We start from the raw sequence: 14,477 nt of genomic DNA on the forward strand, positions 1-14,477 counted from the left end.
GCCCGCCCTGCGAGTCCCTATCGGCTTGCGGCGCGTGATCGTGTCGCGGTGACGATGGCGTCGACGACGACGAACCCGATCAAGGAGATCCCGAGCAGGGGCAGGAACCATCCGATGCCGGCAGCGACGACGATCACCGCGGCGGTGCCCCACCAGGGTGCCCGGGCGAGGGCCCCAGCGGCGGCGGGCTTGCCGACCAGCGCCCCCGGGCGGGTGGGGCGGCGCTTCCACCACATCAGGTACCCGAAGACGACCATCGCCGCGATCCCGAGGGCGGTGATGACGAGGACGATCTGGTTGGCGAGCCCGAACTGCTGGCCCATGTGGGTGTCGATGCCCCACCGGGTGAGTTTCGCGGCGAGGGTGAAGTCCTTGAAGTCGGTGCGGTCGACCACTTCGAGGGTGTCGCCGTTGATGGCGACGGAGTCGACCTCGGTGGGGTAGCTGCGCTGGATCTCCTGCACGACCCAGGCGGTGTCTGCCGTGGTCGGCGGGGTGATCTGCACCAGCCCGGTGTTCACGTTGACGCTCCGAGCGACGCCGAGGACCTCATCGAACGTCGTCAGCTCGATCACCGGGGCTGAGGCATCATCGGTCGCAGGTGCGGAGCTGCCGTGGCCGGCGTGGCCTGCGTGGTCGCCGGTGGCGGTGGAGCCAGCGGTCTCGGTGAGAGCGGTGTCGACGGCGGGGGTGCCCCAGTCGAGCGCTGCACGCAGCTTGTCGACGTTGGCGCCGCCGTAGGTGGACCACGTGATCCCTGTTGCCGAGAGGAATAGGGCCCCGACGAGGAGCCAGATCCCGGTGGAGGCGTGCCAGGAGAAGATCCGCCGGTACCCGGTGACCTTGTTGTTAGGGCGAACCATGTCGCGCCGGGCCCTGCGGGCCTTCCGGTACCGGATGACCCAGAGGGCGGCGCCGGCAAGGACGACGACACCGAGCCACGACGCGGCGAGCTCGGAGTAGAGGCGTCCGGCGTCGCCGAGGTGGAGGTTGCGGTGCAGGTGATCGACCCAGGTGCGGATCGGGAGGGCGCCGGAGGTGCCGTAGGTGGTGAGGTCGCCGCGGATCTCGGCGGTGCCGGGGTCAACGAACACCGACCGGGTCTCGCTCTCGCCGAGCCCGGTGCCGGTGAACATGACCCGGGTCGTGTCCCCGGGCTCCGGGGCCGGCCGGACCGCGACGAGGGTGTCATCGCCCGCGTACGCCTCAGCCGCGTCGACCTGCTGCGCGAGGGGGAGCGTTGTCAAGGTGACGGGGGCGTGCAACTCACGGTCGTAGACGACTTGCTCGATCTGCGGGGTGACGGCGTACGCGGCGCCGCTGAGGGCGGCGATGAGGATGAACGGGCCGACGAGGATGCCGGCGTAGAAGTGCAGCCGCAGCAGCAACTGCCCCAGCCACCCCTTCGAGGTGCCCGGGCGCGGGGGAGGGGTGTCAGAGGCCGGGGTGGGACGCTGCAGGGTCTCGGTCATGGTGTCTTTCGTGGCTCGTGAAGGAGGCGGTGCGGTGACGTGCAGGAGGGTCAGAAGAGGGTGTCGCCGATGTAGCCACTGCTCGTGCAGCCGGGCGGCATCGCGAACACGGCCGACCCGACCGGGGTGATCCACTCGTTCAGCAGGTCCAGATCGCTCAGGCGTTGTTGAAGGGGGACGAACTGGGTGGTGACGTCGGCTTGGTAGGACACGAACAGCAGCCCCGAGTTCGACACCGACGACCCTGGGGTGGGTGCGTCGTCGTAGTTGTAGGCGCGGCGGAAGATGCGCTCGTCGGGGTTGTCCGACCGGGCCCGGCGCATGTGGGAGAACTCCGGGATCACCGGGAACCCGATCGGGGTCTTCGCCTCGAAGTCCGCCTCGTCGTGCTCGTTCACCCCGGTCAGCGGTGCCCCGTTGGACAAGGTCCGGCCGACGGATTGCTCGCGCCCGGACCGGTCGAGCTTGTCCCACTTGTCGAGGTCCATCGAGATGCGGCGGAGCACGAACCCGGTGCCCCCTGCCATCCAGGCTTGCCCGGTGTTCCGCCAGACGAGCTTGTCGAAGTCCGCTGTGCCGGGTTCGAGGTTGACGGTCCCGTCGACCTGGCCGAAGAGGTTCCGCATGGTGGTGCCCTTCAGCTCCGACCCGGAGGCACGCCGGAACCCGGTCTGGGTCCATCGGAGGGTGGCGAAGGAGCGTGTGTCCTTCAGCAGCATCCGGGCGGCGTGGGCGACAGTCATCGGGTCGTCCGCGGCGATGTGCATCAGCAGGTCGCCGTCGCCGTAGGCCGGGTCGAGCCGGTCGACGCTGAACGCCGGCAGCGGCCCCAGCCACGACGGAACCGCCCCGGCACCCGCAGCCCTGGTGACGAGGCCGGGCCCGAACCCGAAGGTGACGGTCAGTCGTGCGGGGACGTAGGCCAGCTCGGGTTCGCTGTCCGCAAGGGCTGCGTCTCCCTGGCTGAGGCGGGCGGCGTCGTCGGTGAGGACCTGCATCATCCGCCGCAACGCGGCCGCATCTGTCCCCGGGAGCAGGTCAAGGGCGTAGTACACGGCATGGGCCTGGGGGGCAGTGTCGATGCCGGCCTGGTGGGTGCCGTAGAACGGGATCGTCTCAGCACCGGAGAGCTTCGCGTTGGCCGTCTCGGCGGTCGAGGTGGTACCCCGGGCGGTGTAGCTGAGGCCGATGGCGCCGGCGGCGCCGAGGCCGGCGGCCGCCCCTCCGAAAAGGAGATGCCGCCGGCTGACGCCCCGAGGAGCTTCGTCAGGAGTCGTGTCGGGGGTCACTGGTCCGCGTCCGTGCCGGACATGTCCATGTCGGACATGTCGTCACCCTCGTAGGTCTCGTTCGCACCCGAGTAATCCTTCGCCGGAGCGGTGAACTCGTACGTCGACCCGTCGGTGAGCGTGAGGGTGAACCCGACCTCGTCACCGGCTGTGACGGGAGCGTCGAGGCCCATCATCATGAGGTGGTTGGCGCCGGGGCTAAGTTCGTAGGAGCCGCCGGCGGGGATGACGAACCCGCCCTTCTTCTCCTGCATGACCATCTCGCCAGCGTCGTTCGCGACTGTCTCGTGCAGCTCCATCATCGGCGAGGCGTCGGACTCTGCCTTGACGATGGTGACGTCCTGGTCGGAGCCGTTCTCGAGGGTCCCGAACGCTGCGGACATCCCGGAGTCGGCGGCCTTGACCCAGGCGTCGTCGATCGACAGGGCGGTCGCTTCGGTATTGGTGTCCGCTTCGGCGCTGTCCTGGCTGGCAGCGCTGCACCCGGTGAGGGCGAGCAGGAGAACAGCGGAAGCGGCGAGGCCGGTGGTGGTGAGGGTACGCATGGTGATCCTTTTCTGTAGGTGATGGTGGTGGGTCAGGGAAGTCATGAGGTGCTGCGGCTGCGGAACCAGAGGACGCCGCCGAAGACGGCGCCCCCGGCGACGGCTCCGAGGAGCCCGATGACGACGGTGGAGGACACCGTGCGGGTCGTCGACGTCGCACCGGACGCGGTGCCCTCGTCAGGGCCGACCGCGGCAGGGCCGCCGGTCGCCTCCGCGTCGGAACTGGTCCCTGTGCCGGTCTCTGGGCCGGTGTCGGCAGTGAGGGTGGCGGTGCCGACGGCGAAGTCGTAGACACCGGAGATCGGGTGGCCGTCGCTGGACACCACGCGCCACCGCACCTGGTAGACCCCGTCGGGCATGCCGGCCTTGATCGCCTGGGTGGCGTTGGGCCCGTCGAGGGCGACGGGGCCGTCGGCCCAGTCCTTCTCGGTGTCGTCCATCACGAGCACGACGGCACCGACTTCGATGAGGGAGTCGGTGTAGACCATCGACACCTCAGCCGGGGCGGTGTCGACGTGACCGTCTTCGCTGGGGGAGGTCGAGATGATCTGGTCGTGCGCCTGCGCGGGGGCTGCGACACCCACGGCGGCCGCGACGGCGAGCAGGACCGCGGCGAACACGGCACCGGCGGTCCGGGTGGGGGTGCGGGAGGTGGTGTGGGTCATGACTCTCTCCGGGGGGTGTCGGTGCCGTTCAGGCGGGCGAGCTGGTCGTTGTAGGCGCGCAGGGTCGCGTCGTCGTCGCGGTCGGCCTTGCGGTCGTACCGTTTCGCGGCGCGCTCTTCGGACCGCGACCACTGGCGGACGACCATCAGGGCGACGAGGACGACGGGGAACTCGCCTGCTCCCCAGGCGATGCCGCCGCCGGTGACCTGGTCGGCGAGGAGGGCGGTGTCGTCGGTGGCGTCGAGGGCGTGCCACCAGTCGAGGGCGAGGACTTCGGTGCCGGACATGATCGCCAGGCCGAAGAACGCGTGGAACGCCATCGTGGCCAGCAGGATGATCAGCCGCATCGGGTACGGCGGCCGCTTCGGGCCGGGGTCGACGCCGATGAGGACGAAGAAGAACAGGTACCCGCTGATCAGGAAGTGAACCGTCATCAGCAGGTGCCCCTGGTGGGTCTCGAGCGACCACCGGAACCAGCCGGTGTAGTAGAACGCGATCAGGCTGCCCGCGAACACCACCGCGGCGACGATCGGGTGGGTCACGAGCTGCGCGTACCGGGAGTGCGTCAGCAGCAGCACCCACTCGCGGACGCCGCGGCTGTGGTCCCGCCGGGCCGGCACGAGACGCAGCAGCAGGGTGACGGGGGCGCCGAGCACGAGCAGCGGCGGCACGTACATCATCAGCAGCATGTGCTGGATCATGTGGGTGCTGAAGTGCACCGCCCCGTAGACGCCGGGGCCACCGCTGGTGGCGTAGGCGAGCATCACGCAGCCGGCCACCCAGGGGACGGTGCGCGTCGCGGACCAGCGGTCGCCGCGCCTCCTGAGCCCCGCGACCCCGGCGAGGTAGAGCCCGGCGAACACGGCGGCGATGGCGAGCCATGCCCAGTCGGGGTGGAACGCGGTCAGCATGCGCGACACGGACACCGGTTCGGGGAAGGTGAACCCGATGAGCGACGATCGTGGGTCGACGTTGGCGATCGAGGTCTGAGGCACCGGAGGTGCGCTCCGGGACAGCGCGACCGACAGCCCCATGGCCACCGCCATCAGGACGACCTCAGCCAGGGCCAGCCGCACGAACCCTCGACGCCGGGTGGGCTCACGGACCAGGCCCGGGATCACGTGCCGTCGGTGCAGGGCGCCGGCGACACCGAGGGCGACGAGGATGAGGATCTTCGCCGACACGAGCAGCCCGTACTCGGTCGTGACGAGGTCGCCGATCCCGGTGAAGCGGAGCGAGACGTTCACGACGCCTGAGAGCGCGACGGCGACGAAGGACCATCCCGCGAGGGCTGAGTACCGGGCCGCGACGACGGGCAGGCCACCACGGACCTTCTTCCGCAGGAGGATCAGCGCGGTCAGGCCGCCGACCCAGACGGTGACGCCGAGGAGGTGGATGGCGAGGCTGTTCACCGCGTTGGCGTGCTCGTCACTGCCGGCCGCGTGCCCGGAGAGCGACAACGGCAGCAGGGCGAGCAGGGAGAGGGCTGCTGCGGCGCCCGTCCACGAGACGCTGCGGGTCAGGTAGGTGATCACGAACACGACCAGCACGCACAGGGTCGACACGAGCAGGGACTGGCCCAGCTCGAGGCCGGTGGCGAAGAACAGGAACTGGCGGCGGAAGATCGGGTCTGTCAGGGGCACGCCGATGACGCTCGCGGCGGTGAGGACGATGACGACGCTCCCCGCGAGGAACCAGACGCCGGCAGCCCCCGACGCCCAGCGGACGGCGGTGAACTGGGTGAAGCTCAGTACCCCCGGGGCACGGTTCTGCCCCGGGAGGGCGAACCCCGCGAGCACCAACAGCCCGATGGTCGCGGCGGCGGCGAGGTCGTGCACGATGCGGGCGACCGGCAGCCCGTAGGTGACGAGGTCGCCGGGGTCGATGATCAGCGTCTGCGTCGTGGCGCCGGTGAAGAGCAGACCAAGCAGGGTCACGACGACAGCGAGGGGCACGGACGCGATCAGTGCCGAGCCGGCGGGGCGCAGCGGCGGCAACGGGGTGACGCCGGTCTCGAGGTCGACGTCGTCGAGCTCGGGCGGCCGAGTATTCACGAAGACCGTCCACCGCGAGGTCGCGGGTACAGAGAAGGAAGGAAGGGGAACAAGGGAGACGTCCTGACAGGCGCCGACGTGTGGCACCGAACAGACCACCCACCGCGGCTGTACGAGCCGGGGCAGGGGTCGAGATCACGGTCACACCCGGCCTCAGCTGACCTCGCGCCGGGTACCGGCGGAAAGGGTCAGGGGTGGGTGTGCGACACGCTCGCGCCCCTCAAAGGGCGGCGTCGAGCGTCACGAGACGGCACCGGGTGGTGTCGTCGCGGAGTGACAAGTCAGGCGACGGCCGGCGGGCCGCGGTGGGGCTGGGTCGACCAGGCGAGGCCTGAGTCGTGAGGGACGAGACGGGCAGCCCGCGCGACGACAGCCCGGAGCTGCACGGGCTCAGCGACGAGCACAAGAACAAAAACGAGGGCGCAGACGACTGCCGAGACACCCTCCCGAGCGAGGTCAGCCAAGGCCCGCAGGGTCCGCTCCCCGAACCAAATGCCCACCACCGTCAAGACGGCAGCGACACCATGGGCAATCCACATGGAGGGGCCAGCGTGCATTCCGGCCATCCCTGCCATCCCGGCGGCGTCACCGCTGCTGAGGACCAGGGCGTCGTGGCCGTGGTGTCCGCCACCGGTCGCTGTCACGGAAGTGGTGTTCGCGCCGAGGGAGAACAGGGTGTGGAACGCGAGCTGCGCGAACGCGACCGCGATCGACAGGCGGACGGCCGAGAGCTTCTTGCCCGTCACCGCGACCGCCAACGGCAGGGCAAACGCCAGAGCGAGGCCGATGCCGAGAAGACCCGGTGCGGAGCCTCCACCGGCGACGTGTGAGAACGCGGCAACGGTGAGAGCGAGAACGGTCGTCAGCGAGCCACGAAGAAGACGCGACCACCTCGACCCCACGACGTTCTCCTCACCTGTTGCTGAACACGCCCAGCCTACGGGGAGCGTGCAACGGGATAGGGGTTGGTAGGGCGGGTGCAGCCCGCAGTCTCTTGACTTCGAGCGACGCCCTGCAAGGTGTCCTATGGAGGAACGTTAACCGAGATCAGTTTCGGACTGACCTATCGAGACAGCCGGCGCCCTGTAGCTGCGGTGGACTGGCTGGTCCTCCGCCGTTGATCGGTAACCGATCGTCTATCGAGACGCTTCTCTGGCTGCCTCGGGTCTAATCTCGCGGCCCTGGTTCGGGACAAGACGAGGGACGAGCCGGACGAAGATCACCATGCCGATGAGTTCGACGAGTGTCTGGGTGACGACAACGACCGGAGCGAGCGACAGCGACGCCGGCAGGGCGAGTGCGAGCGGCAGGACCACGAGCGAGTTCCTGGTCGCGCCGCTGAACACCAGAGCACGGGTCGCTGGCACGTCGAGGCGGAAGATGCGGCCGGCGCCGATGCCGAGCGCTGCCATGACGACGAGGAACCCGGCGTAGATCGGCACCAGCACGAGCAGCTGGCCCAGGGAGTCCCCGACAGCTCCGGCTTGCGATGCCACGACGGTGAACAGGGTCGCCATCATCAGCGGCACCATCAGGCCCAGCATCGTCCGCTCGATCACGACACCGGATCGATGTCGTCGGGCGAGGGCCTGCACGAGCGCGGCCGCGGTGAGCGGGACGACGATCAGGAGAAGGAACGCCCGGGCGAAGGGGCCGACCTCGACCACGGCGACGCCCTCGGGGCCGATGAACAGCAGCAGGTACAGCGGCAGGAGCAGGATCTGCGCCAGCATCAGCAGCGGTGCCGCAGCGAGGAGCCGTTCTGACGCGCCGCCGGCAAGGCCGGCGAACACGATCACGTAGTCGATGCACGGGGTCAGCAGCACCAGCAGCACCCCGAACAGCAGCGCCGGCTCGTCCGCGACGAACCGGGACAGCGCGTGGGCGACGAGGGGGACGACGACGAAGTTCAGCACCCCGACCGCGGCGAGGAATCGCCCGTCGCGGAGGGACTTCCCGATCGCGGCGAACGGGACACCGAGGAACGTCGCGAACAGCAGCAGCGCGAGCACGGGCTCGATCGCACCCTCGAGGTGGTGCGCCCCCGGCACGGCGAGGCCGACCACGCCGGCAGTCACTATCGCCACCAGGTAGAGGCCGATCTGCCGGTGTTCGAGCCAGGAGACGACCGCGTTCACGGCTGGACTGGTGTGGAGGAGGAAGGCACGTCAGTGACCGTAGAGGTTCGAGCCGCTCGAAGGTCAAGCGGCGTCGGCAGCTCTAGGGTCGCGGTGTGCGAATCTCCGAGGTCAGCAAGCGCAGCGGCGTGTCCGCCACGGCGCTCCGGTACTACGAGTCCATCGGGCTCCTGACCCCGGCCAGGGCCCACAACGGGTACCGCGACTACAGCCCGGACGTTCTCAACCGCCTCGACCTGATTGAAGCCAGCAAGGAACTCGGGTTACCTCTTGATCAGATAGGCGCGCACCTCAGCACCATGGAGTCGACGTCCTGCACCGATGTCCGGGAGGCATTGCGGCCGCTCTTGGCCGAGCAGGTGCATCAGATCGAGGAGAAGCAGGCCCGGCTGGACCGGCTCCGGTCACGCCTTGCTCGTGCTGAGCACGACCTGGCCGAGTGCCCTGACCGGTCCGAGCGGTGCTCGACCGAGTGCGTCTTCCGCGGCAGCGCCTAGGTGGCTTCCCGCGTCCAGAGACAAATCGCCTATCGGACACAAACTCTGCTGCTACTAAAGCCACCTCGATAGCTTGACGAAGCAAGGGCTCGAGTGAGGTCCTGTCATTTAGGCTCGAATCTCGGAGGGCGTACGAGAGCGTGCGTCGTGTACCTCGGGGGAAGAAATGCACATAAAGCGCGTCGTTCTTGAGAACGTCAAAAGTTTTCGCGACCAGGCAATTTTTGAACTCGGCCCGGGCGTCAACTACCTAGTTGGTGACAATAACGGCGGCAAGTCGACAGTCCTTGAGGCGCTGCTATTTCTCTTCGACGGTCCATCAAAATGGAGCCCCAGTGTCTTCTATTCCAAAGACGCCGAAGGTGCGACTCGGGTTATGGCTGAGGTCGCAGGCGGAGTAGAGGCCCTGGTTGAGCAGGAGAAGTTTGCCGTTCTGCGCCCGTACGTTTTCGAGGATGAGGGCGAGAAAATCCTGCGACTGGAGCGTCGCAGCGGCGAGAGGACAGTGGAGCAGAAAAGCAAGGCTAAGACTCTGAACGTCAAGACGCTGACGTTCTGGCAGCCCGAGACTGGTCAGTTTGAGAATCCGTTAGGGATCGATGCTCTGGCCAAAGCAATCTTTGACTTTGAGGCTATTTGGGCCGATGCGCAGCCAGGCGATCACATCGATTTTGCCAACACGAAGACCCTTGGTCGGCTCCTGGAATCGGCCTTTCATCGCTTCGCAACCACCGAACGGTGGGAGCGCCTAGTCGACGCGCACAAGAGTGCTTTTGCTCCCGACGATGAGTCCTCCTTCCTTGTCGAAACTGATCGACTCGCTGGAGAGATCAAAACTCTTGTCGAGGAGCAGTACGGCCCAGCGGCGATGCGATTCGAATTCGGTCTTCCCGACGCCTCGGTCTTTATGAAGCAAGGAACACTCCACGTCGATGACGGAGCCGGTGAAACTCCCATCGAAGGCAAGGGTTCGGGGATGCAGCGGGCGATCGCGCTCGGGATTATTCAGCTGTATGCCAAGACGGGGGCAAGTCAGAACGCGGAAAACCTCACGCCGCTCATCCTTATGTTGGACGAGCCGGAAACCTGGCTACACCCCACAGCACAGCTCCGCCTCGGGGAGGCGCTAAGCGTCATCGGGCAAACGGAGCAGGTGTTCATCGTCACCCACTCGCCCTACCTGATTCGTACCTTCGACAGTGCTCATCACCGTCTTGCGGTTATGGCCGGTAAGGGGGCAAACCGCCGGATCGATACCTCCACAACATTCGGTCTCTTCGGGATGGGGGAACCAACGTGGGGTGAAATTAACTACCGAGCCTTTGATATTTGCAGCCAGGAATTCCATAACGAGCTCTATGGGCACTTGACTCGTCATATCGAGGCTCAGAAAACAAATGGAAACTCTGCGCAGGTTAAGGAACTGGACGCGTTCTTTCAAGCCGCAGGAATTCCGCTGTCGAAGAAGTGGAAGCGGACAGACGGGAAGGAGTACCAAACCACTCTTGCTACGTTTATCCGCAACACCATCCATCACCCCGAGAACAAGCTCAATGACGATGTAAGTAGTGAAGAACTGCGCACTTCCACGAGGGCACTTGTCGGGGTTGTTGAAAGCCTGTAGCGGCAATGTCGGGCGGTGACTGTACGGTCTGCCGGCATGGGAGTGAGAGGCGCAGGCGAGGTCGCGACGCAGATTTTGCGCCGGCCGATTCCGACGCACCCGCTCGCAGTGCCGCCGATCCCCGGCACGTTTGGTGTCTGGCAGGTCCGCCGGGACCGCGCCGCACCCCTTGGCTACGTCCTCTCGCGCGCCGAGCTGGGTGGCATCGTCTACCACTGCTACGCCCACGGCCGAGACGATACCGGCGGCCGGCCTTGGCTGCGCCGAGAGGACAGCTTGAACAGCGCCGTCGCGTGGATGATCCAACACGAGGCCGAGCTGTCGACCCTGACGGGCCGGCTCCACCCCGAGCCAGATGAGTGGCCGTCGTGACCGCGGGTAGCGCCCGGGCATGAGTTGGTTCGTCAGGCACCGCCCCAAGGGCGACACGAGCGCCGAGGCTGTGGCCGTCGAGGTGAACGCTCCGACGCCGGCCGACGCGATCGACCAGGTGCGCGCCACGCTCCCTGAGGATCGCATCGTGACCTCGGTTGCTCCCTACTGAGCCCGGGAGAGCCGTCAAGGGCCGCGCGTAGCTTGGCTCCGGTCAGCTTCCCCCGAGCTGGCCGAGAGCTGCCGGGCGGTCCCTAATCCGCTAGGCAGCAGCAGCCCCCGCATTCCGGCTCCCCCCAGCCGGGCGGGGGCTTCTTCGTGCGCGCCGGCCGTTCACGAGTCCTGTGCCGGCCGATGAGCGGCTCGTGTCAGATGACGGCGTAGGCGATGGTCGCGGCTGCGACGATGCCGGCTGCGCAGAACGTCATGAGCGCTCGGGGAGACATGGAGCGATTGGCGCGAATGTCTTTCACCGTGAGCACGATCGCGACCACGGCGATGACCACCATGACGGCGACGCCTAGGAGGATCACGACTCGCATCATCACGGCTCGACAGTAGCGAACGGCCCGCTTTGCGGTCCGGGGGAGTCGTTGCGCTCCCAGGGAGCCGCTACGCGGCGCTCAATGCCCTTCGGGCACGTCTTTTTGCCGTGAAGCCTTCGGCGGCTCGCTCGCTGCGCTCCCTCGTAGCCACCTCCGAGACTCCGTTCAAGTAGCTACGCCACCGGCTCCTCCGAGATTTTCGGCACGCGGTCACAAGCTCCCTTATTTCGCGCCGAAATTCTCTCCCTGCCGCCCTCCGGGTTGCACTGCGCCCTGCGGGTAGCCTCTGCTCATGACCGCGATCTCGGCCGGCATCGCCGTCGTCTTCCTGCTGCTCTTCGCCGCGTCGCGTCGGCGGGACGCCCGGCGGTTCCGCAACGGGGTGTTCCTCTTGATGGCCGGGGGTTTCGGGGTCGTCGCCGCCGCGAACGTCCTCGTCGCGGCGTTCCCGCCGCTCGTCTTCGTGTTCCTCGTCGCCGTGGCGCTCGTGCCCCTGCTCGTCCTCGCGCTCGCCGTCTTCGCGATCGCGAACGGCGTCACCATGCTGCGGTCCGAAGGGCGCAGCCTCGGCAATCTGCTGTCGTTGTTGGTCGGCATCGCGCTGATCGGCGTGCCGTTGCTCGTCGTCGTGATCGTCGAGGCCGGTCGCCGGTCCGACGTCGCGGCCCTCCAGGACGCAGCCGTGGGGCTCGGCATCGTCGTGGTCTTCGTCACCGGCTACGCCGCGCTCACGTTCGCCGCGTTCACCCTGTGGTCGCTCGTCTACGCCCGACCCCGGGTGCGCGAGCAGCCCGACGCCCTGATCGTGCTCGGCTCCGGACTGATCCGCGGCGAGGTGCCGCCGCTGCTGCGCAGCCGACTCGACCGGGCGCTGGCGATCTACCGCGCGACCCCCGAGGGCGTGAGGCGGCCGATGCTCGTGCCGTCGGGCGGTCAGGGGGCCGACGAACCGCGTCCCGAGGGCGAGGCCATGGCCGAGTACCTGATCGCCCAGGGGGCCGACCCGGCCGACGTGCTGCCCGAGAAGGAGTCGCGCTCGACCCGCGAGAACCTCGTGCTGTCGGGGAAGGTGCTCGCCGACGCCGGTCGGACCGGGTCGACCCTGGTCGTGACGAACAACTACCACGTGCTGCGCGCCGCGCTGCTGGCGCGGGACGCCGGCAGCAGCGCCGACGTGGTCGGGGCGCCCACCGCCGCGTACTACGTGCCGAGCGCCTTCCTGCGCGAGTGGGTCGCCGTGATGGTCGAGCACAAGCTGCTCAACGTGCTGCTGATCGCGCCGTTCGTCGTGCTGCTGGCGTCCCTGCTGGTCTACGCGCGCCTCTGACCCGCCGGCGCCGCGCCTCCTGGTCAGGACGGTCGCGTCGCCGTGCCCTCGTCGACGGCGAGCTCGGCCGCGGTCTCGTCGCGTGCGCGGACGGCGGCCGCGTCGCCGTCGTGCTGCAGGCGGTAGTGGAACCGGCCCGCCCCGAGCACGGGCAGCGCTCCGGTCACGGGCTCGGGCTCGCCCCCACGGACGCGGCGCACCCGCAGGTGTTGCCCGCGGACGAGCCAGACGATCGCGACGCCGGCCGCCACGAAGCCCGACGCCGCCGCGACGCCGATGGCCCAGCGCGGTCCGGCGACGTTCGCGACCCAACCGACCATCGGTGCGCCGAGGGGCGTGCCGCCGGTGAAGACGGCCATGTAGAGCGCCATGACGCGCCCGCGCATGCGGGGTGCCGTGGTCAGCTGCACGGTGGCGTTCGCCGTCGTCATCAGGGTGATCGAGGCGAGTCCGACGGTGACGAGCACGGCCGCGAAGCTCCAGTAGGTCGGCATGACGGCGGCGACGAGGCAGGTCACGCCGAAGGCCAGGGCCGCCGTGACGAGCACGCGCCAGCGGGGCTTCTCACGTCGGGCCGAGAGCAGGGCGCCGACCAGCGACCCCACCGCGATCGCCGACGACAGCAGGCCGAACCCGCTCGCGTCGACACCGAACTCGACGCTGGCCATGGTCGAGGTGAAGATGGCGAAGTTCAGGCCGAAGGTACCGATGACGAAGACCATGACGAAGACGACGACGAGGTCGGGCCTCTCGCGCACGTACCGGAACCCCTCGCGGATCTGGCCCTTGGCCCGCGACACGGCCGGCTTCAGCTCGAGCTGGGCCACCCGGATGAACCGCAACGACAGCAGCACGGCCGCGAACGAGCCGGCGTTGATCAGGAACACCCACCCCGTGCCGATCGTCGCGATCAGCACGCCGGCGACCGCGGGGCCGACCAGGCGTGCGCCGTTGAACGACGCCGAGTTCAGGCTGACGGCGTTCGTCAGGTGGCCGGGGGGCACGAGTTCGGACACGAAGCTCTGCCGCACCGGGGCGTCGATCGCGGCTGCGACGCCGAGCAGGAGGGCGAAGAGGTAGACCATCCAGAGCTGCACGCTGTCGGTGAGGACGAGCACGCCCAGGCCGAGCCCGAGCAGGCCCATGCTCAGCTGCGTGACCATCAGGAGCCGCCGCCGGTCGAACCGGTCGGCGATCAGCCCCGTGATCGGCACCATCAGGATCGGCGGGGCGAACTGCAGCGCCATGGTGATGCCGAGGGCCGTGGCGTCGTTGTCGGTCAGGTCGGTGAGCACGAGCCAGTCCTGTGCCGTGCGCTGCATCCAGGTGCCGATGTTGGACACGAGCGCCCCCGCGAACCAGAGGCGGTAGTTGAACAGCGCCAGGCTGCGGAACATGGCGCTCACGAGCGGGTCAGCTTCCGCAGGATCTCGGTGGCGTCGGCCAGGGTGCGGCGTTCGTCGGCGGTGAGGGCCGAGAGGCGGGGCACGAGCCACTCGTCCCGCCGTCGACGCGTCTCGAAGACGAAGGCGGCGCCGGCCTCTGTCGTCTCGAGCAGCACGCGGCGCTTGTCGTCGTCGTCGACCGTGCGGCGCAGCAGCCCGGCGTCGACGAGCTTGCCGACGGTCCGGTTCATCGACGGGGGAGTGACGCCCTCGTGGGCGGTCAGCGCCCCGATCGTCAGCGGTTGGTTCTGCACGACGTAGCCGAGGGCGGCCATCTGGGCGTCGGTGACGTCGGCGTCGGCCTTCTGCTGGCGCAGGCGTCGGGCGAGTCGCAGCACGGCGCCGCGCACGTCGGTCGCGAGGTGGGCGTGCGGCACGGCCCGGGTGGCGGAGGGGGCAGGAGGCGCGGAGTCGGTCATCGCCGGGCCACGATACTCGTTTAGTTCGGCTAAGTAAACGTCTGGTCGCGGTCCGGGTGCGACGCGACCCCTCGGGGCGCCCCGC

At 68.4% G+C, this 14,477-nt stretch carries 15 protein-coding genes; 6 read left to right on the forward strand and 9 right to left on the reverse strand.

The window, feature by feature from the left end:
• Positions 1-17: 17 nt before the first annotated feature.
• From IFT79_RS10680 to IFT79_RS10700, 5 genes are read right to left on the reverse strand one after another with little or no spacing between them, the layout of a single operon-like run.
• Positions 18-1,472, reverse strand: a complete 1,455-nt coding sequence (locus tag IFT79_RS10680) for a PepSY-associated TM helix domain-containing protein (RefSeq protein WP_192124141.1) — start codon at positions 1,470-1,472, stop codon at positions 18-20.
• 50 nt (positions 1,473-1,522) lie between these two features.
• Positions 1,523-2,761: a Dyp-type peroxidase gene (locus tag IFT79_RS10685; protein WP_192124143.1), complete on the reverse strand. Its 1,239-nt coding sequence runs from the start codon at positions 2,759-2,761 to the stop codon at positions 1,523-1,525.
• Positions 2,758-3,306 (reverse strand): copper chaperone PCu(A)C, encoded by a 549-nt coding sequence (locus IFT79_RS10690; RefSeq protein ID WP_192124755.1) that lies wholly within the window; start codon positions 3,304-3,306, stop codon positions 2,758-2,760. Before IFT79_RS10690 ends, IFT79_RS10685 begins: the two co-directional genes overlap by 4 nt.
• A gap of 41 nt (positions 3,307-3,347) precedes the next feature.
• Complete coding sequence (locus IFT79_RS10695; RefSeq protein WP_192124144.1) at positions 3,348-3,971, reverse strand: copper resistance CopC family protein; 624 nt, start codon at positions 3,969-3,971, stop codon at positions 3,348-3,350.
• Complete coding sequence (locus tag IFT79_RS10700; RefSeq protein WP_192124145.1) at positions 3,968-6,025, reverse strand: cytochrome c oxidase assembly protein; 2,058 nt, start codon at positions 6,023-6,025, stop codon at positions 3,968-3,970. The genes IFT79_RS10695 and IFT79_RS10700 overlap by 4 nt, the downstream gene beginning before the upstream one ends.
• 338 nt (positions 6,026-6,363) lie before the next feature.
• Here IFT79_RS10700 and IFT79_RS10705 point away from each other — a divergent pair, with 338 nt between their 5' ends.
• Positions 6,364-6,855: a hypothetical protein gene (locus IFT79_RS10705; RefSeq protein ID WP_192124146.1), complete on the forward strand. Its 492-nt coding sequence runs from the start codon at positions 6,364-6,366 to the stop codon at positions 6,853-6,855.
• A gap of 306 nt (positions 6,856-7,161) precedes the next feature.
• Here the strand turns inward: IFT79_RS10705 and IFT79_RS10710 are convergent, their stop codons facing one another.
• Positions 7,162-8,163 carry a bile acid:sodium symporter gene (locus IFT79_RS10710; protein ID WP_192124147.1) on the reverse strand — a complete coding sequence of 334 codons (1,002 nt, stop codon included), beginning with the start codon at positions 8,161-8,163 and terminating at the stop codon, positions 7,162-7,164.
• A gap of 95 nt (positions 8,164-8,258) precedes the next feature.
• On the opposite strand from IFT79_RS10710, the gene IFT79_RS16420 reads away from it, so the two are divergent.
• From IFT79_RS16420 to IFT79_RS10730, 4 genes are all read left to right on the forward strand, one after another.
• On the forward strand, positions 8,259-8,660 hold the full coding sequence (locus IFT79_RS16420) for a MerR family transcriptional regulator (RefSeq protein WP_192124148.1): 402 nt from the start codon (positions 8,259-8,261) through the stop codon (positions 8,658-8,660).
• A gap of 166 nt (positions 8,661-8,826) precedes the next feature.
• Entirely contained in the window at positions 8,827-10,284 is a 1,458-nt protein-coding gene (locus tag IFT79_RS10720) for an ATP-dependent nuclease (RefSeq protein WP_192124150.1), read from the forward strand.
• A gap of 36 nt (positions 10,285-10,320) precedes the next feature.
• Complete coding sequence (locus IFT79_RS10725; RefSeq protein ID WP_192124151.1) at positions 10,321-10,656, forward strand: hypothetical protein; 336 nt, start codon at positions 10,321-10,323, stop codon at positions 10,654-10,656.
• A 19-nt stretch (positions 10,657-10,675) separates the two neighbouring features.
• A complete protein-coding gene (locus tag IFT79_RS10730; RefSeq protein WP_192124153.1) occupies positions 10,676-10,828 on the forward strand; it encodes a hypothetical protein in 153 nt (50 codons plus the stop codon).
• Positions 10,829-11,024: 196 nt separating this feature from the next.
• On the opposite strand, the gene IFT79_RS10735 is transcribed toward IFT79_RS10730, so the two are convergent.
• Positions 11,025-11,189, reverse strand: coding sequence for a hypothetical protein (locus IFT79_RS10735; RefSeq protein WP_192124154.1), 165 nt, complete (start codon positions 11,187-11,189; stop codon positions 11,025-11,027).
• Between the two features lie 304 nt (positions 11,190-11,493).
• Between IFT79_RS10735 and IFT79_RS10740 the strand changes: the two genes are divergently transcribed.
• Positions 11,494-12,528: a YdcF family protein gene (locus IFT79_RS10740; protein WP_192124156.1), complete on the forward strand. Its 1,035-nt coding sequence runs from the start codon at positions 11,494-11,496 to the stop codon at positions 12,526-12,528.
• A 23-nt stretch (positions 12,529-12,551) separates the two neighbouring features.
• On the opposite strand, the gene IFT79_RS10745 is transcribed toward IFT79_RS10740, so the two are convergent.
• Together IFT79_RS10745 and IFT79_RS10750 are read right to left on the reverse strand one after the other, a co-directional pair.
• Positions 12,552-13,934 carry an MFS transporter gene (locus IFT79_RS10745; protein WP_192124158.1) on the reverse strand — a complete coding sequence of 461 codons (1,383 nt, stop codon included), beginning with the start codon at positions 13,932-13,934 and terminating at the stop codon, positions 12,552-12,554.
• Positions 13,931-14,392 carry a MarR family winged helix-turn-helix transcriptional regulator gene (locus IFT79_RS10750; RefSeq protein WP_055978010.1) on the reverse strand — a complete coding sequence of 154 codons (462 nt, stop codon included), beginning with the start codon at positions 14,390-14,392 and terminating at the stop codon, positions 13,931-13,933. Before IFT79_RS10750 ends, IFT79_RS10745 begins: the two co-directional genes overlap by 4 nt.
• Positions 14,393-14,477: the final 85 nt, after the last annotated feature.

This window comes from Frigoribacterium sp. CFBP 8759 (assembly GCF_014841655.1).
In the GTDB taxonomy this organism is placed as follows: domain Bacteria; phylum Actinomycetota; class Actinomycetes; order Actinomycetales; family Microbacteriaceae; genus Frigoribacterium.

Coding starts and splice junctions, on each gene's coding strand:
- IFT79_RS10680 (WP_192124141.1), bottom strand. CDS start 1,472: ATGACCGAGACCCTGCAGCGTCCCACCCCGGCCTCTGACACCCCTCCC.
- IFT79_RS10690 (WP_192124755.1), bottom strand. CDS start 3,306: ATGCGTACCCTCACCACCACCGGCCTCGCCGCTTCCGCTGTTCTCCTG.
- IFT79_RS10695 (WP_192124144.1), bottom strand. CDS start 3,971: ATGACCCACACCACCTCCCGCACCCCCACCCGGACCGCCGGTGCCGTG.
- IFT79_RS10720 (WP_192124150.1), top strand. CDS start 8,827: ATGCACATAAAGCGCGTCGTTCTTGAGAACGTCAAAAGTTTTCGCGAC.
- IFT79_RS10725 (WP_192124151.1), top strand. CDS start 10,321: ATGGGAGTGAGAGGCGCAGGCGAGGTCGCGACGCAGATTTTGCGCCGG.
- IFT79_RS10730 (WP_192124153.1), top strand. CDS start 10,676: ATGAGTTGGTTCGTCAGGCACCGCCCCAAGGGCGACACGAGCGCCGAG.
- IFT79_RS10740 (WP_192124156.1), top strand. CDS start 11,494: ATGACCGCGATCTCGGCCGGCATCGCCGTCGTCTTCCTGCTGCTCTTC.
- IFT79_RS10750 (WP_055978010.1), bottom strand. CDS start 14,392: ATGACCGACTCCGCGCCTCCTGCCCCCTCCGCCACCCGGGCCGTGCCG.